The 20,309-nt window shown below is 44.3% G+C and carries 18 protein-coding genes; 15 read left to right on the top strand and 3 right to left on the bottom strand.

Annotated features, from left to right (window positions below; translation table 11 throughout):
* Positions 1–55: 55 nt before the first annotated feature.
* From E5S67_RS17700 to E5S67_RS32530, 8 genes are all read left to right on the top strand, one after another.
* Positions 56–5,623: a trifunctional serine/threonine-protein kinase/ATP-binding protein/sensor histidine kinase gene (locus tag E5S67_RS17700; RefSeq protein WP_172189473.1), complete on the top strand. Its 5,568-nt coding sequence runs from the start codon at positions 56–58 to the stop codon at positions 5,621–5,623.
* 301 nt (positions 5,624–5,924) lie between these two features.
* The gene (locus tag E5S67_RS17695) at positions 5,925–6,629 is read left to right on the top strand and encodes a tyrosine-type recombinase/integrase (RefSeq protein WP_172189471.1); all 705 of its coding nucleotides are present in this window, start codon (positions 5,925–5,927) and stop codon (positions 6,627–6,629) included.
* A 109-nt stretch (positions 6,630–6,738) separates the two neighbouring features.
* The gene (locus E5S67_RS17690) at positions 6,739–6,921 is read left to right on the top strand and encodes a hypothetical protein (RefSeq protein WP_216670543.1); all 183 of its coding nucleotides are present in this window, start codon (positions 6,739–6,741) and stop codon (positions 6,919–6,921) included.
* A gap of 96 nt (positions 6,922–7,017) precedes the next feature.
* Complete coding sequence (locus tag E5S67_RS17685) at positions 7,018–7,350, top strand: DUF6883 domain-containing protein (RefSeq protein ID WP_172189469.1); 333 nt, start codon at positions 7,018–7,020, stop codon at positions 7,348–7,350.
* 14 nt (positions 7,351–7,364) lie between these two features.
* A complete protein-coding gene (locus E5S67_RS17680; RefSeq protein WP_216670542.1) occupies positions 7,365–7,598 on the top strand; it encodes a DUF4926 domain-containing protein in 234 nt (77 codons plus the stop codon).
* A gap of 22 nt (positions 7,599–7,620) precedes the next feature.
* Positions 7,621–7,761 carry a hypothetical protein gene (locus E5S67_RS17675; protein ID WP_216670541.1) on the top strand — a complete coding sequence of 47 codons (141 nt, stop codon included), beginning with the start codon at positions 7,621–7,623 and terminating at the stop codon, positions 7,759–7,761.
* 45 nt (positions 7,762–7,806) lie between these two features.
* The gene (locus E5S67_RS17670; RefSeq protein ID WP_172189467.1) at positions 7,807–8,292 is read left to right on the top strand and encodes a hypothetical protein; all 486 of its coding nucleotides are present in this window, start codon (positions 7,807–7,809) and stop codon (positions 8,290–8,292) included.
* Positions 8,293–8,523: 231 nt separating this feature from the next.
* A complete protein-coding gene (locus E5S67_RS32530) occupies positions 8,524–8,748 on the top strand; it encodes a hypothetical protein (RefSeq protein ID WP_216670540.1) in 225 nt (74 codons plus the stop codon).
* Positions 8,749–8,958: 210 nt separating this feature from the next.
* Here E5S67_RS32530 and E5S67_RS17660 read toward each other — a convergent pair whose 3' ends face one another.
* From E5S67_RS17660 to E5S67_RS17650, 3 genes are all read right to left on the bottom strand, one after another.
* Positions 8,959–10,185, bottom strand: coding sequence for an FAD-dependent monooxygenase (locus E5S67_RS17660; protein ID WP_172189465.1), 1,227 nt, complete (start codon positions 10,183–10,185; stop codon positions 8,959–8,961).
* 16 nt (positions 10,186–10,201) lie between these two features.
* Positions 10,202–10,609 (bottom strand): transposase, encoded by a 408-nt coding sequence (locus E5S67_RS17655; RefSeq protein ID WP_172189463.1) that lies wholly within the window; start codon positions 10,607–10,609, stop codon positions 10,202–10,204.
* A 147-nt stretch (positions 10,610–10,756) separates the two neighbouring features.
* Positions 10,757–11,149: a helix-turn-helix domain-containing protein gene (locus E5S67_RS17650; RefSeq protein ID WP_172189461.1), complete on the bottom strand. Its 393-nt coding sequence runs from the start codon at positions 11,147–11,149 to the stop codon at positions 10,757–10,759.
* 529 nt (positions 11,150–11,678) lie between these two features.
* Here E5S67_RS17650 and E5S67_RS17645 point away from each other — a divergent pair.
* The 7 genes from E5S67_RS17645 (at position 11,679) to E5S67_RS17615 (ending at position 20,175) form a co-directional block, all read left to right on the top strand.
* Positions 11,679–11,960, top strand: a complete 282-nt coding sequence (locus tag E5S67_RS17645) for a hypothetical protein (RefSeq protein WP_172189459.1) — start codon at positions 11,679–11,681, stop codon at positions 11,958–11,960.
* Between the two features lie 198 nt (positions 11,961–12,158).
* Entirely contained in the window at positions 12,159–13,094 is a 936-nt protein-coding gene (locus E5S67_RS17640; protein WP_172189457.1) for a GIY-YIG nuclease family protein, read from the top strand.
* A 564-nt stretch (positions 13,095–13,658) separates the two neighbouring features.
* A complete protein-coding gene (locus E5S67_RS17635; protein WP_172189455.1) occupies positions 13,659–14,927 on the top strand; it encodes an RNA-guided endonuclease InsQ/TnpB family protein in 1,269 nt (422 codons plus the stop codon).
* 240 nt (positions 14,928–15,167) lie between these two features.
* Entirely contained in the window at positions 15,168–15,584 is a 417-nt protein-coding gene (locus tag E5S67_RS17630) for a DUF3024 domain-containing protein (protein ID WP_172189454.1), read from the top strand.
* Between the two features lie 599 nt (positions 15,585–16,183).
* On the top strand, positions 16,184–16,996 hold the full coding sequence (locus E5S67_RS17625; protein ID WP_172189453.1) for a reverse transcriptase N-terminal domain-containing protein: 813 nt from the start codon (positions 16,184–16,186) through the stop codon (positions 16,994–16,996).
* A gap of 584 nt (positions 16,997–17,580) precedes the next feature.
* The gene (ltrA, locus tag E5S67_RS17620) at positions 17,581–19,257 is read left to right on the top strand and encodes a group II intron reverse transcriptase/maturase (protein WP_246276841.1); all 1,677 of its coding nucleotides are present in this window, start codon (positions 17,581–17,583) and stop codon (positions 19,255–19,257) included.
* Between the two features lie 192 nt (positions 19,258–19,449).
* Complete coding sequence (locus E5S67_RS17615; RefSeq protein WP_246276840.1) at positions 19,450–20,175, top strand: group II intron reverse transcriptase; 726 nt, start codon at positions 19,450–19,452, stop codon at positions 20,173–20,175.
* Positions 20,176–20,309 lie beyond the last annotated feature (134 nt).

Raw genomic sequence — 20,309 nt, 5'->3', positions numbered from 1 at the left:
ATTAGATCTAGGTAATACCTTGCGGTAGAGTCATAATATTTTACTTTCCAATCAGATGCTAAAACTTCCGGGCTACACAAATTTTCAAAAAATTAATGAAGGCGTGAAAACAGTTGTTTATCGGGGGCAGAAGCTTCAGAACCAACAGTCTGTTATTGTTAAGCTACTAACCTCTAAGTATCCACATCCTATTGATGTTGCTAATTTAAAGTATCAATATGAAATCGCGAAAGACTTGAACATCCCAGGAGTTGTTAAGTGCTTGGGGCTGGAAAAACACCAGAACAGCTTCGCCTTAATTATGGAAGATTTTGGCGGTCAATCTTTAAATTACATCCTTGCTTCTCTCAAGAACGATAGAATCGGCTTTCTCAGAATAGCAATTCAGTTAGCCGCAACTTTAGGGCAACTCCACAAACAGCAAATCATTCATAAAGATATTAAGCCGAAAAATATTATTATTAATCCCGCAACTTGGTTGGTTAAAATTATAGATTTTAGCATTTCTTCTCGCCTGGGTAGAGAAAACCAAACAATTAACAATCCTAATTATCTGGAAGGCACGCTAGCCTATATATCCCCAGAGCAAACGGGCCGGATGAATCGGTCGATTGACTATCGTACGGACTTTTACTCCTTGGGTGCAACCTTTTATGAAATGCTGACAGGTTCTCTACCTTTTGCGGCCACTGACCCAATGGAATTGGTTCACTGCCATTTAGCAAAGCAACCTGTTCCGCCGATTCAGTTAAATCCAGAAATTCCCCAAACGGTTTCTGACATCACGCTCAAATTATTAGCCAAAACTGCAGAAGAGCGATATCAAACTGCTGAGGGACTAAAAGCCGATCTAGAAAACTGCCTAACTCAGCTACAGGAATTCGGCACAATTTCACCATTCATTGTAGGGTCTAAAAATTTATCCGGTCAACTGCTGATCCCGCAGAAGCTCTATGGCAGGGAAGAAGAGGTAGCTGTATTAATGGAAGCGTTTGAACGAACCAGCCTCGGCACAGCAGAAATGATGCTGGTCAGCGGTTATTCGGGAATTGGCAAATCTTGCTTAGTGAATGAAGTTCACAAACCTGTTGCAGCCAAGCGGGGGTATTTTATTGCTGGTAAATTTGACCAGTTTAAGCGGAATATTCCTTACGCTTCGCTGATTCAAGCTTTCCAGTCACTCTTACGGCAGCTATTAACAGAAGATTCTGAAAAAATAGCTGTTTGGAAAGAGAAGATTTTAACGGCAGTGAGTCAAAATGGTTCTCTAATTATTAATGTTATCCCCGAACTTGAACTGATTGTCGGTCATCAGCCAGAAGTACCACAACTGAGTTCCCATGAATCCCAAAACCGCTTTAATCGCGTTTTTCAACAGTTCTTCAAAGTCTTTTGTCAACCCGAACACCCCCTCGTTGTTTTCCTAGACGACTTGCAGTGGGCTGATTCAGCATCCCTCAAATTAATCCAACTGCTGATGAGAGATCGCGACAGCCAATATCTGTTAATGATAGGAGCTTATCGAGATAACGAAGTCAATCCAGCTCATCCCTTGATTCAGACATTAGAAAAGATTCGAGAAAGTAGGGCTGCCATCAATAATATTACTGTTAAACCTTTACAGCTAAACCATGTCAGGCAGCTAATTGCAGACACGCTCAACGAATCTCCCGAAGCTAGCCGTATAAAATATTTCTCAGAACTGCTTTTCAACAAAACCCAAGGCAATCCCTTCTTCTTGACTCAACTGCTAAAAGTGCTGGATTCCGAACGACTGCTAACTTACGACACTTTTATCGGTATTTGGCAGTGGGATATCGAACTTATTCAAACCATTGGTATTGCGGATTGCAATATCGTTGAACTAATAGCAAAGAATATTCAACAGTTACCAGCATCAACGCAAAAAGTCTTAAAATTGGCGGCTTGCATCGGCAGCACTTTTAATTTAAGCGTTTTGGCAATTGCGAATGAAGAGTCAGAATCAGTTACTGCTTCTGGTCTGTGGCCGGCACTTCAGTCTGGTTTAATTTTGCCTCTAAGTGGAAACTACAAAATCCCGCTAGTTTTTCAACAGGAGGAACTACGCGAACTTATTCTCAGCGATTCCAGGGTAGACTATAAGTTTTTGCACGATCGCGTGCAGCAAGCCGCTTATTCTTTGATTCCCGAATCCGATCGAAAATCGACTCACCTGAACATTGGCAAACTTTTGCTACAAAATACCAGCCCTGAAGACAGAAAAGAAAATATCTTTGCTCTGGTCAATCAACTTAATTTTAGCACTGACTTAATAGTAGGGCAAGTAGAAAAAGATGAACTAGCTTTCCTAAATCTAATTGCCGGTCAGAAAGCAAAGACAGCGACAGCTTACGAAGCTGCTGCCAGGTATCTGAATATTGGTTTGGAACTCCTTGCTGCTAATAGCTGGCAGAGTCAGTATGAATTGACTCTTAACCTCCATGTAGAAGCAGTAGAAACAGAATTTTTAAACACCAATTTTAAACCCTCTGAAATACTAGCTGACGCTGTTTTAAAAGAGGCAAACACCCTACTAGATCGGGTGAAAGTATACGAGCTAAAAATTCAATCTTATATCGCTCAAAATCAGCTCATTAAAGCTATTAATACGGGTGGGGAAATTTTGGAAATGCTGGGGGTTTCTCCCAAGTTGCTAGCAGCCGGGAATACCTCAGTAAAATTGCCTTCGCTGACAGATTTGGAAAATGCTCCAGAAATGACCGCTCCTGATAAGTTGGCGGCGATGCGGCTGCTGATGACTATCTCAGCTCCCGCTTCTATTGCCAAGCCAGAGATGGTTTTGCCGATCGTATTGACTCAAATTAATCTCTGCATTGAAAACGGTCATTCAGCGCTAGCAGCTTACGCTTACAGCATTTATGGCTTGCTCCTATGTGCAGCACTTGGAGATTTAGAGGCAGGATATTATTCTGGTCAGATAGCTTTAAAGCTATTAGAGCAATTTAATGCTAAAGAACTGACAGCTAAAGTATACACTCTGTTTAACGTTACTATCAGACATTGGAAAGAACACGCTAGGGAAACAATAGATGCTTTGCAAGAAGGGGTTCAAAGCGGGCTGGATACTGGAGATGTAGAATATGCTGGCTATTGTGCTTTGAACTCTTGCGCTCATATATTTTTAATTGGCAACTACCTAGAATCTGTAGAGTCGCGCCAAGCTCATTATCTAGATTTACTGCTGAAACTCAAACAAGAATTTGGACTCTACTACATCAAGATATGGAGGCAGCTAGTTTTGAATCTTTTCCGACCTACATCTGACAAATGTTGTTTAATTGGCGAGAGCTTTGATGAAGTAGAAATGCTGCCGATCTTAGAAACAGCAAATAACCAGATCTCTCTTTTTGCTGCCTATCTTGCTAAATCAATTCTATCTTACTTATTTAAAGAGTTTGCTGCTGCCGTTGAAAATGCTTCAATCGCTGAAAAATATAAAGCATCCGCACCCGGACACATGACGGTTGCTGTCCACAACTTCTACTATTCGCTAGCCCTTCTGGCTCAGTATCCCGATGTACGAGATCAGGCTGAATCTGGGAGGGAGAGCGAGCAACAAGAAGCTCTGGCTATTGTGGAGTTGAATCAAGAAAAAATGAAGGGCTGGGCTTACCATACTCCGGCTAATTATCAGCATAAATATGATCTGGTTGAGGCAGAAATAGCGCGGGTGAAAGGGCAAAGTTGGGAAGCGATGAAGTATTACGATCTCGCCATCGCGGGAGCTAAAAAACAGGGGTACGTTCAGGAGGAAGCTTTAGCTTACGAACTGGCGGCTGAATTTTATTTAGCAGCCTCAAGAGAGGAGATCGCTCAGACTTACATGGCATCAGCATACTACAGCTACGCTCGGTGGGGAGCGAAGACTAAGATTGCAGATTTGGAGTCAAGATATCCTCCGCTTCTTTCTCTGATATCTGCTGCTAAGAACGCCAGCTTTGAGAAAACTACATCTACAGAGACTACAACAGTTACAAATAATGCAACAGGTAATTCTTTCCTCGATTTAGCAACAGTAATGAAGGCTTCGCAAGTTTTAGCGAGCGAAGTTGTTTTGAGTAAATTGCTAGAAAAATTGCTAAAAATTCTGATGGAGAACGCTGGCGCCCAAAGCGGTTTGTTAATTTTAGCAAAAAATGGCAACTTGTTAATAGAAGCGTCTGGTTCTGTTGAACAAGATCGGATCGTAGTACAGCAGTCGCTTCCAATCGCTTTCAGTCAGGATTTGCCATTGTCTCTAATAAATTATGTAGTCCGAACGAAAAGAGATGTTGTTTTAGATGATGCCGGGAGGGATGAACTCTTCAAAAATGATATTTACATTGTCAAAAACAATACTAAGTCTATTTTATGTACGCCTATTATTAATCAAGCTACTTTAATTGCTGTGCTTTATTTAGAGAATAACCTGGCAACGGGTGTTTTCACAGCAGAAAGGCAGGAAGTTTTAAAGCTTCTTTCTACTCAAGCTGCAATTTCTTTAGAAAACGCTTTTCTCTATAAAAACTTGTCGGCAGCTAATGAAAAATTGCAGAATTACAGCCAGACTTTAGAGGCGAAAGTGCAAGATAGAACGCGAGAAGTTACAGAAAAAAACGCGTTCCTACAGCAGGAAATTAGCGAGCGAATCTCTACTGAATCAGCTTTGAGGCAGTCAGAAGTGCAGTTAAAAGAACAAGCAGTTCAGCTAGAAAATGCTCTTCTCAAATTGCAGCAGACTCAGGCTCAAATGATTCAAACTGAAAAAATGTCAAGTTTGGGACAGCTAGTTGCAGGAATTGCTCATGAAATTAACAATCCGATTAATTTTATTTATGGCAATCTTACTCACGCAACTGAATATATGCAATATTTGCTGCAAATAATCAATATTTACCAGCGGACATACCCGAATCTTACTCCTGAATTGGCAGCAGTAACAGAGGAAATTGAACTTGATTTCCTCCAACAAGACTTGCTGCAAATTCTGAAGTCGATGAATGTTGGAGCCGAGCGCATCCGCAATATTGTGATAGGTTTGCGGAATTTTTCGCGCCTTGCAGAGAGCGAGATGAAGCGGGTTGACATTCACGAAGGGATTGAGAGCACGCTGCTGATTTTGCAGCACCGCCTGAACTCAGCGGTAAAGCTGGGGGATGGAAATGATAGCGGCGACGAGGGAGGCATTGCGAGCAGAGAAATCCAAGTTGTTAAAGAATACGGGAACCTGCCTTTAGTCGAGTGTTCTGCTGGAGAACTCAATCAGGTGTTTATGAATATTCTAGGCAATGCGATCGATGCGCTGGTACAGTTGGACAACCAACAGTGTCCAACGCCTGCGATTCGGATTCGCACAGAGGTAAAAGGCACTAGCGCGATCGTCTCAATTGCAGACAACGGACTTGGAATGAGTGAATCAGTCCGCGTTAGGGTATTCGATCCCTTTTTTACAACTAAGCCTGTAGGTTCGGGTACTGGTCTGGGCTTGTCTGTTTCGCACTCAATTATCGTACAAAAACACGGCGGTTCGCTAACGTGCATTTCAGCACCGAGGCGGGGAGCTGAATTTGTTTTGGAAATTCCGCTATCACAGGGTATATAGACGTTATGCTAGTACATAATTTAAGTTGAGTTTTGAGTCCTATTTGGATATAGAACAGTAACAGCAGGTTGTCAACCAATTTTAGAAGTGCATCAACCCATTTAGTATCATTAATCCTACTACTTTTGTTAAGCTAATTGCTCCGATAAATGTGAATGAGTGCACCTTTACTGCGTTAGCTGCACTTGGGCTAATTTATGACGCTCGCCCTCAGCCACCTCGTTAAGAAATACCCCAGAACGGTGCAGCAATGCAGTAAGTGCGGCAAACTCTCAGGTATCGGGTCGAGTATACACCAAGCATGAAGATAGAACGGCACGGCCAGGCCAAGATACTCACGCAACAGGAAATCGAGCTTTTGTTCAACAAAGGTTTGCAAACCGCTCGCGATCGCACGCTGTTCGGAGTGTGTCTCTACACCGCCTGCCGCATTGCCGAAGCTTGTTCCCTGGAAGTCATCGATATTTACACTGCCAGAGGTACAGTCCGACCTACAATCAACTTCCGCAAGGGCAACACCAAAGGCCAACTCCAAACCCGAACGATTCCGGTCATTGAAGATTTGCGAAGTCTCCTGACATCTTGGCGTTCCCACGCCGGCCAGACTTACTTATTCCCCGGCCGCCACCCGAACCACCACTGGAAGCATTTGCACCCCGACTCAGCGGACAAGGTTTTGAGAAAAGCGTTCGAGCGAGCCGACATCGAGGGAGCATCCACCCACAGTTTTAGGAGAACGGCTCTCACCCAGATGAGCAACGCCGGGATTCCGCTGCGGATTATTCAAGAAATCAGCGGTCACAGTAACCTCGAACAGTTGCAGCACTACTTAGAGGTGAAGCCCGATCAAGTCAAAGGAGCGATCGCGAGTCTTTCCATGCTTTCCTACACCGGAAAAGACACATTTCCCGGTCTAGAGGATGAATTGCCCGCTGTGCCGTTACCGAGAGAGCAACTGTCACAAGACCTATCAGACGACACGGCCCAAGAAATTCCTGATTGGTGACGATCGCTTGAACCTGCGCCTGAAGCTCTCAATCCTGAGCTGGTTGCAATTGTTCGTCATTCGGACGATCTCGCGTAAAATAAGAACTTGTACGAGGCGGTGCTGTTTGTTGCCGAAGACTAGAGAATCAATCAAGGTTTATCGGGATGTGGCCCGGTTGCGTAAAATAGCAACATTTGATGAGATTGAGGCGCAGGGATGGAGTCTCAATCCTGGGCGTTATGTGGGGGTGGCCCAACGTCAGGAGGCGGAGGATTTTGATGAGAGCGGCACGGTTGGAAGAATTGAATGAGGAGTTGGAGATTTTGAATGTTGAGGCACGGGGGTTGGAGGAAACAATTGCTGAGAATGTCATGCAAATTTTGAATTGTTGATGAATTAGTGCTATATGAAACTCCCCAATCCTGAACAAGCTATTATTGATGAGGAAAAACTATCGGGTTACTGTCTCAATCCGAGACATTCAGATGGTCAACACAAAGCGCGGGTTTTTCAATCTGCTTTAGGCATGGGAATAGAGGATGCTGATGAGTTAAAAACTGCATTGCTACAAGCTATCAAAAATACTGATACCGCTCTCGATAAACGCAGTCCATACGGCCAAAAATATCAAGTAGATTTTTTGATGATTAGAGAGGAAAAACAAGCAACTGTTCGCAGTGTGTGGATGGTTCGGGATGATGAAAATTTCCCGCGATTGGTAACGTGTTTTATTCTATAACAAGAGGTGAAATTATGAACTCGGTAATCAAGTTATTAGATGTGGTAGCATTGCTGGAAAATTTGCCGGAACTTAATTTATATCGAGGTCAGGTGGGAACTATTGTTGAAGTGTACGAACCGGGAGTTTTTGAAGTTGAGTTTAGCGATTTGAATGGTCGGGCTTATGCGATCGAGACTTTAACAGCTAATCAACTGATGGTTTTACATCATTATAAGTTGACAGAGGAAATGTTAGTTAAAGTTTAAGGATATCGCATTTTTAGAGCAAATGCCAGAGGCGGAGGGTTTTGATTTTCTCGCACGGTTGGAGGAGTTGAATGAGGAATTGGAGATTTTGAATGTTGAGGCGCGAGGGTGGGAGGAAACAATTACTGAGAATGTAGCAATGCTTTTAGAACAAAACTTTTAGAGATAAGGCATTGCAGGAAATAAGGAGAATGAAATCAGAAACTATATGACTACAGGCAATTTTTCACTATCTATAGGTGACATTTCTGGAATTATCCAGGCGGTTGGAGTTGTTGTATCTCTCATCTATGTGGCTCTACAGGTTCGAGCTAGTACGAAAGCTATAAAAGGGGCTACTTATCAATCAATTATTAGTGTGTATGCAGAAATTGAAGCCCGGATTAGCCAAGACTCAGAAGCAGCACGCATCTATCGGCTAGGCTGTGACGAGCCTGAAGCGCTAGAAAAAGATGAAGCGCTAAGGTTTAGGGAACTTGTTTGTAGCATTTTTAATTTCTATGAAAATCTCCATTATCAATATAAAAACAATTTATTAGATGAAGTTTTATGGAAAGGCTGGTCTAATTACCTGAGAATTAAACTGGAGTATCCAGGAGTAGCGAAGTATTGGGAAACGAACGGAAAGCTTTATAGTAAGGATTTTCGGGAATATGTGAAAAGGAAATGTCTCAGACCTGAAAACAAAGTTTAATCTAGTGGTGTCGCTGGAGGTAAAAAATGAGTGAACCTAGAACGTTACCAATCACAATCCCCAAGGAAGAAATAGAGCAATTTTGTCAGCGTCGTCACCCTATCCGCAAACTGTCTACAATCGCCAGGGCAAATCGCGTGTTTGGGAATAAAGTCAACGGGCTGATTGTAGACTATATCGGCGTTTTCCGCGACTTGCAAAAAGCCCTAGAAATTTACGGTTTTGTATCCGGTGGCTATGTCGCCAGAAGGCGACACTCCCGTAGAATCGAAAGCCGCCCTAGTCGATGAATTGAGAAGTGCGGCAGTTAAAGTGGCGATCGAGGAAGCTTTAGACCAACTGCCCGAAAGCTACTCAACCGAAGTGTATCAGCGCAAGTGCCAACAGGTTTACCAGCACGTCTACGAATGTTATTCTGAGCCAGGACTCCGTATTTACACCACAGAATCTTGTTAAAATCCTCAATAATGTGGAGCGGGTGCATCTACGAAATCGGCTTTTAGGAGAATTAAAAAGCGATGTGGCTAAAATACGGTCTTGCTCTCTTGGCGACGAACTGACGGGGATTGATGAAGTTGGGTGGGGAAAACTAAAAACACCGCTACAAAGAACTTAATTATCGCATTGGGAAACTGACAGATATTTCACGTTTCCTTTCGGTCAAGCTTATGCGGAATGATTTGTACGGGTCTGATTCCATTGAGGTTGGTAATCAAACAACCATTTGAACTGCAAGTCGGCCAACCTTGCCGGAGTGAGCTTGTAAATGCCGTTCCGCAAAAAACATCCAAGCGCCGTATCCGCCTGCCCCAATTTGCCTATTTGTCTGGAACTATTGAATACGCGAGTAACTCGCTGAGCGCGGCTGGCTTCAAACTGCCGCAATAGGGACGGAACAGTATCGCCACCAGCTTGGCTAGTACATAGCAGTTTGGCTAGTTCAAAAGAGTCTTCCACCGCCATACAGCCCCCTTGACCGAGATTCGGTTGAACTGGGTGCGCGGCATCCCCGATTAAGGTAACTCGCCCTTGCCCCCATTGGGTTCCCAGCGGCGGCCGATCTACAATATCATCTCGGTAAATCTTCTCCCGAGCGATCGCCTCGATGATAGCTGGTACTGGGTCAGCATAGCCTTTAAACAGGGAGCGCAAGGCATTCAAGGAACCGCCCAGCGCACCGTCATTACCGCCCGCTGGGGTATTGTTGAAAGCATAGAAAGCAAACCGACCGCCACCGACATCGAAGTAGCCAAAACGATTGCCCTGACCCCAGAATTCGGCCCAACTGTATTGTGAATCGAGCGGTAAGCCAGAGCCATCAAAGTAGCCTCTCCAGCAGCAAGTCCCGCTGTAGACAGGCTCCTCTAACCGCTCCCTACCGTTGAGAGTAGCGCGTACCTTGGAGTAAAGACCGTCAGCACCGACTGAGATGTCACCCTCAGCAGTGCGACCGTCAGAGAAAAAGACCCGAACGCCGTTGCCCGCGTCCTCAAATTTCTCAAAGGCAGCGCCAGTCCGCACCGTTCCCTCTGGCAACGCTTCAAATAAAATTTGCTGGAGTTCAGGTCGCAGGAGGCACACGCCCAAATCATCTTCGCCTATGAATTGAGGAGCGTTAATGTAGAGGGGTTTCCCTTGTCGGTCAAAAAACCCACCTTTGAGGATCAGGCCTCCCGAATGGTAAAAACGCTGGTAAATCTGCCCTGATTGCAAGAGCTTGTAGACGCGCAAAGCATTGCGTTGGATGAATATGCCTCCGGGCCCTGAGAGCATAGCATCCAGACCGCGCTTTTCGTATAGTTCAACTGCAATGCCCACATCGAGACAGGCACGGGCTAGGGTCAGACCGCCAATTCCACCGCCGATGATAATTACCTTTGATATTGAAGTCATACAGCGGATTCCAGGTTTATGAAGTACAGTAGCAGCAGCTTGTAAACCAGTTTTTAAAGTGCTGTGGATTAACCAAATCAAGCGCCGTAGCTAGTAAAATATCAACCATCTTGGTAGTAGTGGGCGAAAACTTACGTAAAAAAGCTTTGAGTTGTGACCACCATAATTCGATTGGATTAAAGTCAGGAGAATAGGGTGATAAATTCAGAACACTTCCACCAGCGGCTTGAATCAGTGGTTCAATCACCGCCAACTTATGGGCTGGTAGATTATCCATAACAACGACTGCACCCTCCCATAAGTTTGGCACTAAGCACTGTTCAACAAAAACTGCAAATGCCTGACTATCCATCGACCCGTTGAGCGTCATTAATCCTACTACTTTTTTTAAGCTGATTGCTCCAATAACTGTGAATGAGAGCACCCCGATAAAATGGTTTTAAATCATAGACTCTACTACCACATTTTGAACGTGCATGGGTTCGTGTTAAACCCAATAGAACACCCATTTCATCCAAAAAAACGAGGTTGTCAGGGTCGATATTTTCCACTTTGTCCCAATATTCACACCTCAAAAGTTGCACTCGGTCGGTGGCAGATTGACTACTCCGTATTGTCTTTTTTTTCGCGTCAGATTTTGTTTGATTAATTCGCGACACATCATACTAGGACTGACAGATTGTTGGTAGCTATCTAGCCAATATTCACAATATTCTAATAAGGTACTATCAGGATATTTTTCTACCATCTGGGTCAATTTAGCTGTGGACGAATGCAACACACTTTTAAGGCTTCCACCCTGTTTTTTTGGTTGAACGTGACCAGTCGTTTGTTTTTGTTTTAAGATTTTTTGAACAAACGCTTTACTCACATCAAAACGTTGGGCTACTTTCCTGACTGATGTATCACCTTGTTCATAGGCGTTAATTATTTTTTTACGAAACTCGAGCGAATAAGCTTTCATTTTTTCTGCTGATGTACTGAATGTAGTGTACCATATCTACATGGAATTTGCTGTATTATTGAGTGAGCTGTACAACATGAAAAAATTTAGGAAATTGACTGGTGAGGGGGATGAACCTTTCAAAAAAACTGCCGCTCAGAAGGGGAATTGGTGAGGAATTACCGACTGAATCGCTGTATTAAAATAGCCGAATTTTGAATTTTTGTCCGCAGTTACTACTCCTTCACTGAAATTCCAGGCAATCTCAAACGGAGGCTCTACGAGAAATTGTCCCGTTGTATCGGGACGCTCTGCCGAACGCTCGTCCACCCATAAGTAACAACATCCAACTAAAGGCGGGGAATTAGAGCAATTGAAGGTGCTGTCGAAAAATAAAGCAGGATTGAGCGCCCCATTTTCAGAGATTCGATCGACATACGAAGGCGGTTGTTGGGATTGCTAGAATCAGAGGGATCTCGCTTTCTGGGCGATTGCATTCCCTGATTGTGTCGCGGATACAAAACACCTTGTAATTGCAACGCCAAACCTCATGACAGGATCTTTTCACTTGGTTTACAAAGAAATCTACAAAGACCGGTCGATTGAAATTTATCGTTTCAGTCAGTTTATGCCTGGTGGAGTTGGCTCTTCTCACTACTATGCCATTATTGATGATTGCACATTGCCTGGAAATTTTGATGGCCGCTCCCACAATCCTTTTTGTCCTTCGGAGGATACAGGAAATCCGCCAACTCCGAAGGATTCGTCAGCACTAGCAGCAGCCAAAGCTTATTGCGACAGCAAGAGTAAAGCAAGCGAGCAACGCTCCTAGCGAGCAACGCTCCTGACGAACTGCTTTCCCTCACCCTATTCTACCGAAAAGTTAAAACCTTGCTGCACCAACTTTTCTCTTCGCTGGTAAAAAGGTGAAGCTGGAACAGAAAACTCCTAGAGTGATAGAATGAGCGAGTTCGATAGTCAATAAAAGCGGGTGCATCTTCAAACCCTGCTTTGAAGAATTTTTATAAATATGTGGCTGAAATTTGGTGTTGCTCCTGACGGTAACTTGGCGAGCATTGATGAAGTTGTGCGCGGAAAAACTAACCTTGCTTGCCTCTACTGCGGTGGCGGATTGACAGCAAAAAAAGGGTCAGTGAAAGAACATCACTTCGCCCACACCGAGGAAACTTGCAAGCCCGTGTCGCAGCGGATTAAAACCAAAGCGTTTCCAGCGCTTCCTCTCTACGACAACTTCAACGTGCAGCTTAAGGGTGATGAATTAGAACAGTTGAAAGTGCTGTGGAAAGAGTACGGGGTCCAAAAGCGATCGATTCCCAAAGACTTGGTAAACTTTCGGTGGGAACTCAAAGGATTGGTGGAGTCGTCGGGCGATCGCACTTATCAGTTTACCGACTTGGGTAAAATCCCCGTCGGCGCTCTTCCCCTGGCGCTGTTCAACAAAGTCCAAGAACCGCTGCTGCTGTCAGAGTTAGTTAAGTTAGAAGGCTCTGTAGAGATTGCTTTATCTGCGGGTTTATCTTGTTTGGAAGAACGGCGGGCTGATTTGCTGATTTATCGAGCGCAGCTTCGTCGGATTTTGGTGAATTCGCTCTACTTTCTTGAGGTCAAAGCGGACGGGAACACGTTCTATAAAATTGGCGTTACCACTAGATCGATTGAGGAGAGAATCGCGGAAGTGCAGCGGGATGTGAGGGCGCATTACTCGGATGTAGTTGTTAATTTGCTAGGATTGTGGGAACGCCGGGGGAATGTGGAGCTGTACTTCAAACACCGCTACAAAGCTTTTAATTACCGCATTGGCAAGCTGACGGAATATTTTGTGTTTCCCGATGTCAAACCTATTTTGAATGATTTATATGAAATGAAACCCAAAGTGCTGAGCGAGATTGAGTTGGACGTACTCAATCGCGAGCAATCAGATTTTGCTGCCAATCAGTCAACCTAGGCGAATGCACGAGCGAAAGCAAACCCGTCCCGTAATTGAGTTAAAGGATTGTTCGAGCTGCTTGTCCCACCAAATCAACAAAATCAGTCATTGTTCGCTCGAAGCGATCGACACTCTCAAACCGTGATTTTTGCGTTGTGTTTAAGGCGAGCGGGGCATAATGTAGGGTTAGAACCCTCGTTGTATTCCGCTCGCCTTAAAGAAGATTTAGAGCCAAAAAAAGAGAGTGGATTGCGACGCGGAGCCCAGCACCAAATCCATAGCTGGGCAGAACAAGAGGCGCAGTGTGACACGCTCGTAGTTGTGGTATCTGGGTTAGAAAGTGTTTAATCACCGCATTGGGCAACGGACGTTCGTATTTTGTGTTTCCTAAAGTCAAGGTTGTGCTACGGGATTTGTATGGGATGGAGCCAAAAGTTTTGAGTAAGGCAGTTTTCAGGGAAAATTAAGTATTGTAAAACTTCATTGAGTTTATAAGCAATTATAAACAATAATGAGAATGGTATTGTATTGTTGTGAATGTTGAACAAGGAATACGCATAGCCCAAAAAACGCAAGTCTCAAATGCAACTAACAGAGAGGCACATCATTAAATCAACGGAACATCGTTTCGCCCAAATTGACGAATTAGCTTTCAAGTCCAAAAACCTCTACAATGCCGCCAATTACGTTATTCGTCAGAGTTTTATTTATGGGTGGGGCTATGTTAATTACAACGAAACGAACCGCTTGATGAAGTCTCATGAAGCATACAAGGCTTTGCCTGCTAAAGTTAGTCAGCAAATCTTGATGGTGCTAGACAAGAATTGGAAATCGTTTTTTGAAGCCGTTAAAGCTTACAAAGCTGACTCTTCAAGATTCACGGGTAGCCCAAAATTGCCAAAGTACAAAGATAAAGTCAAAGGGCGAAACCTTCTCGTCTACACGATTCAAGCAATTAGCAGCAAACAGTTGAAGAAAGGAGTCATTAAACTTTCCGGCACTGAACTTTCAATTAAAACCCAACTCAATCCCAACCAAATTTGTCAAGTTCGACTGGTTCCGAAATGTGATTCCTATGTAATTGAGGTGATTTATGATGAACCGGAGTCTACCCTTGGCAATGCCAACTCTGTAGCTAGTATTGATTTAGGACTGGATAATTTAGTGGCGTTAACTTCAAATCAGCCGGGATTTATCCCTTTGTTGATTAACGGGCGACCATTAAAATCGATTAACCAGTTCTACAACAAACGCAAATCCCGATTACAATCCCAGTTAAAAGGGAATCGCAAAACTTCACCCCGGATTCAGCGCTTAACTCGCTGTCGCAACCAGAAAGTTTATAATTATTTGCATCATGCTAGTCGTGTGATTCTTGACCATTTGGTAGTGAACCAAATTGGAACCCTGGTAATCGGCAAAAATGCACAGTGGAAAACCGATATCAATCTAGGTAAACAAACCAACCAAAACTTTGTCAGCATTCCTCACTCTCGATTGATTGAGATGTTGGAATACAAAGCTCGGCTGGTGGGAATCAAGGTAATTGTGCAGGAAGAATCCTATAGTTCACGGGCCAACTTTCTGTGTTTAGACCCAATTCCTGTTTACGGAAAAACTGATAAAGAGCCTGTGTTCACTGGCAAGCGGATTAAAAGAGGTTTGTACAAAACATCGGCTGGTCGGTTAATTAATTCCGATGTGAATGCAGCGTACAATATCCTCAGAAAAGCAATCCCAAATGCGTTTAGCGATGGGATAGAGAGCTGCGTAGTTGGGCCAATGCGGGTCAATCCGCTCAAAGTAAAAGTGAAGGGGGAGGGACTTGAAGCCTCCCATGCCTATAAATGACTATACTTTTACCAGCTATTATCAATACGAGAGCGTGCTTGCTACAAATCATCCGCACCGCACCCAATCAAGGCATAGATTGCGCCGTTTGAAAAAAGCGGCTCGCATTACTTGGAGGCTCACGCCGCCTTGATAAGTAGCCCAACAAAGGTTGTTGCAAGCAGCCACTACCTTCACAGTAGGTCGAACGATCGATTTTGTCGTTTCAATTCTACCTAGAGAATCAGGAAAACAAATTCAATGGCAAAAAAAGCAAAAAAGCTCTGGCTTTCTTCTTCTGGCAAACAGTCTAAACCTACAGTGCCTGATACTGAGAAACAATTAATCGAACAAAAATGTAATGAGTTAATTCAAACAGAATTTAAGCCCAAATATATCGACTCTCCACCCACAGACCATGATTTCAATTATCGAACGGATATCTTTGGCAAGTGGTATCGCAACTATTTTTACTTCTGCTCAACTTATAATTGTCCGAGTCCGAGGGCGATTTCCCCGTCTTTTGAGTCTCGCTCCGCCCGCCTAGAATATGTTGGGCCAGATTGTTTTAATGTGGCCTACATGAGACATACGGGACAATGGTGGGAAATTCTGCATGGTTTGTCTTTAGAAGAATGTTTATCGGAAATTAGAAACAATCCCCTGTTACATCCTTAATTGTTGCTCTAATTGGCAATCGTTCTTTTAATTATCGAATTGGCTCCTGACGGAGTATTTTGGTGCGATTCGTTGAAACGTGAATCACGGTAATCAGTCCGTACATAGCGTTTCCAGCCACAAGGCTGAACTCTCGGTCTGATAAGGGTGCAAGCCCCTTCTACCAGACTCAGGTATGACTCCCTATCTGCCCACACCGACCAAGCTCGATTCTTGGAGAGTGAAGCTGGGAACAGGACGCAATCAGACATCCAATGTGGGGTGACACTGGCGTTAATGGGGAGTTCCGATGGTGAAAACAGAGCCTAGAAAAGTAACTTACTCCGGAGCGGGACACAGACCAACCACCCGACTCCACTGGAAATTATTCCCGCCGAATATCGAAATAATATCGGCAAGAGTCCAGGGAATCCAGTAGTTAAAATGGCTCCACCTAAAGGAACAATCAATCACGCCCGAGGGAACGAAGAAAAACGAGCTGAGGGTCAAGGGGAAGTCGAACTCCAAGTAGGCTAGACGAGCAGCGGAACTCCCTTAGTTCGGGTAGGACAGACCGTAATTGGTCTGAGGTGTTCAGAAAACATAAGTTAGAGCAGAGCATGATTAGACACAACAGCAATGTTAGTGAATCTTGGAAGACCTTACCGTGGAAGAAATTCCGCCGTAATTTATTTCGCCTACAAAAACGAGTGTTTAAAGCGATTCAGGTTGGAGACAAGCCGAAAGCGAAGTCCCTTCAAAAGCTAATTCTGAAATCTCGGGCTGCAAGAATGTTGGCGATACGTCAAGTAACTCAACTAAATGCTGGCAAAAAGACTGCGGGAATCGATAGAAAAGCCTCACTCACATTTGAGGAAAGGTTTACTCTGAGTGAAGAACTCAGAGCCAAAAGTAACAACTGGAAACATCAGAAGTTACGTTCAATACCAATCCCAAAAAAGGATGGGAGTACCCGCCTCCTCAAGATACCTACTATCGCTGATAGAGCGTGGCAATGCCTCGCAAAATACGCGCTAGAGCCAGCCCATGAAGCAACTTTCCACACTATGAGTTATGGATTTAGAACAGGAAGGTCGGCGCACGACGCGCAAAAAATTCTGTTCCTGAATCTACGCTCTACGTGTAATGGAATAGAAAAACGGGTTATCGAACTCGATATCGAAAAATGCTTCGACAGGATAAGCCACATCAACATCATGGAACGACTCATCGCCCCAAGGGGGATCAAGACCGGAATATTCCGCTGTCTAAAAGCAGGAGTCAATCCAGAATTTCCAGAACAAGGAACCCCGCAAGGGGGTGTGGTTAGTCCATTATTAGCCAATATTGCTCTCAATGGGATTGAGGAAATACACCAATCAGTTCGCTATGCGGATGACATGGTAAGTGCGACACGATGTTGCATATTTTGAGTGAGGAGTTTACTTCTCTAAGTTAGTGTCCAAACTTATCCTCAATCTCCGAGGGTGTCACTGGTAACGGTGGGGTCTTTTGCAAGGAGGTAACGTCCAAGGAAAATCTAAGCCATATAGATAATCCGGGCAAGAGGAAGGCTGAATGGGTGAATGCAAGTGAATCTCTGATGAGGCTGCGTGACATCTGGTCATCGAAACGTGGCTGTTACGGTGATGAAGGAACATTGGAACTCGGTCTGATCATCCGAGCTAGGAAATTCGGACTTATGAACCGAATCTGAGGACACCCCGTTCCCGCAGTAAAGGAGACACCCTCTTCAGTCGCATCTCAAATATGTGGAACGTGATAACCCCAATGAGGTCTGGAAATTCCAGTAAGTTAACCGCAAGGAAGACGGAACTCCCCAGTGGGACAGGGATGACCCAAGAAGCGAACGCCAGTAAGCCGAAAGGCAAAGGAAATCCATAACCTGCTGGATAGGGCTTTTGCCCAACCTGAAAGGGTGCTGACGTGGGTCAGGTGAATTACCCAAAGACTTCTGTAATGATTTCTCACGCTCGGGACAAGTTAGATGCAAAGCATGGCTTTAGCAAACGGAACCAAAGGGCAAACCGATTGGAACGCCATTAACTGGCGCAAAGTCAATCGGACTGTCAGGAATTTGAGACAGAGAATCTTTCGGGCAACCACAGAACGGAACTATAAAAAGGTACGTTCGCTTCAAAAGCTAATGCTCCGAAGCTTGGCGAGCATTCTCTTGAGTGTTCGGCGAGTAACGCAACAGAACGCAGGTAGAAATACGCCAGGAATTGACAAAGTAGTAGTGAAAACTCCTACAGCCAGAGGTAAATTGGTCGATGAATTATGTACATTTACCCCTTGGAAAGCCAAACCTGCGCGACGGGTGTACATACCGAAATCCAACGGAAAACAACGCCCATTAGGAATCCCTGTTGTCAAAGACAGATGCCTTCAAGCAATGGTCAAGAATTCACTTGAGCCAGAGTGGGAGGCGAAGTTCGAGGCAACAAGCTATGGATTTCGCCCTGGCAGAAGTTGTCATGATGCCATTGAGAAAATCTTCGGCTTGGCTCGACCAAATAAACGGAAGAAATGGGTCGTAGATGCTGACATCAAAGGTGCATTTGACAATATCAGCCATGAATTTCTGCTGCAAGCGATTGGTAAAGTTCCCGGACGGGAACTGATTAAACAGTGGCTCAAGGCAGGGTACATGGAACGAGGTGTCTTCCACGAAACTGATAGTGGAACCCCCCAGGGCGGCGTGGTGTCCCCCTTATTGGCTAACATCGCCTTGCATGGAATGGAAGAAGCAATCGGAGTTAAATATGACTCTAGAGGTTATTCCGTTGGCAACCGAGCAATCGTCAGATATGCAGACGATTTTGCAGCGTTCTGTGAGTCAAAAGAAGATGCCGAAGAAGTCATCGAAATCCTCAAAACTTGGTTGAAACAAAGAGGTTTAGAGCTATCGCCTGATAAAACCACAATTGTTCACCTGACTGAAGGCTTTGACTTTTTAGGCTTCAACATCAGACACTACAGAGCCGAGAAAACCTCTAAAACGGGTTGGAAGCTGCTGATTAAGCCAAGTAAGGAATCGGTAGGTAAAATACGGAATAAGTTGCGAGAGGCATGGCTTTCACTTATAGGGTCAAACGTCTCCGCAATTATCAAACGCCTCAACCCGATAATTCGAGGATGGGCTAATTATTTCCGTTCAGGAGTATCTAGTGAGATTTTCCAGAGTCTTGACCGATGGATGTTTTATCGAACAGTCCGTTACGTTAAGCGAACCCACCCCAACAAACCTCGCTACTGGAGACAAAGCCAGTATTGGGGTCGGCTGAATTTAGAGCGTGGCGACCAATGGGTATTTGGCAACAAAACGACTGGGATGCACCTGCTCAAATTTAGCTGGTTCAAGATAGAAAGGCACGCTTTGGTTAAAGGCAAATCATCTCCCGATGATTCAAGTCTCAAGAGCTACTGGCAGCACAGAGAAAAGGTATCGGCAAAATCTCTCACTCTCAGTAAGCAAAAGATTGCTAAAAACCAAGGATTCATTTGCCCTAAATGCGGAGAATCCCTATTCAATGGGGAAGAACTGCACATCCATCACATTGAACCCAAACAAAGGGGTGGCAGAGATAACTATGGAAACCTCCAACTATTACACCTCTACTGTCATCAACAGACTCACGCACTCGAAATGACTGAAGCAAGTGGGGGCTAGTGATTTGCTTAAGCCGGATGTGCTCAAAGGCACAAGTCCGGTTTTGAGGGGAGGGGGTCACAGCGATGTGACCTCTTTACCAGACTCACAGCCAGAGACAAAGGAAGTCTCGAAATCGCCCAAGATCAGATTAAGCAATGGTTATCAACAAGAGGACTTGAACTCAGCGCGGAGAAGACGCTAATAACGTCAATGGAAGAAGGTTTTGACTTCCTTGGATTCAACCACCGCCATTATAATGGCAAATTGCTGATTAAGCCTTCAAAGAAGAAAGTCCTCGACTTTTGTAAAAGAATTGGACGAGAAATCTCAGCAATGAATGGGTGTGAACAAGAAGTAGTCATAAAAAGACTCAATCCAATTCTGCGTGGATTTTCCAATTACTATAAAGGTGTTGTTAGCAAACAAACTTTTGAATACATCAAAAGTAGAACCTGGCAATACCTTTGGAGTTGGTCGAAGCGTAAACATCCTAACAAAAACACAAAATGGGTTCGGAAACGCTATTTCAAAACCATAGATGGTAATAAATGGACGTTCGCAACTATAACTAGCGACCGCCGAGGGAAAGAAAAGGATTTAATCCTCTACCCGATAGCGTACACGCCGATTGAACGCCATGTAAAGGTCAAGGGGGATGCGTCACCGGATGACCCCTCTCTCAGAGAGTATTGGGAAAAACGCCATCAGAAATATGGTAAAAGCTATTGGGAGCGTAACTCGCGCAACTACAAAATAGCACAAAACCAAAATTGGAAATGTCCAATCTGTGGCGAATCTTTATTTAACGGAGAGGAGTTAGATACCCACCACATAGTTCCTGTAGCTCAAGGCGGAGATAATTCGGTCAAAAACCTTCAGCACTTGCACCGAGCGTGCCATATACAGGAACATTCAAAATCCAAGTCTATCGCTTGAAGTAAGGCTTGAGCCGTGTGAGTGCGAAAGTCTCATGCACGGTTCGTGCGGTTCGTTTCTACGAAACTAGCCTGTATGGGTTAGGGGATTAGAGCCTTTACGCCGCCTTGGGTGCAAGCCCTAAAAGATAGTAA

It is taken from the genome of Microcoleus asticus IPMA8 (assembly GCF_013179805.1).
Classification (GTDB): Bacteria; Cyanobacteriota; Cyanobacteriia; order Cyanobacteriales; family Microcoleaceae; genus Microcoleus; species Microcoleus asticus.
Note: the sequence above shows the minus strand (reverse complement) of the source record. Positions and strands in the feature narration are given on the sequence as shown.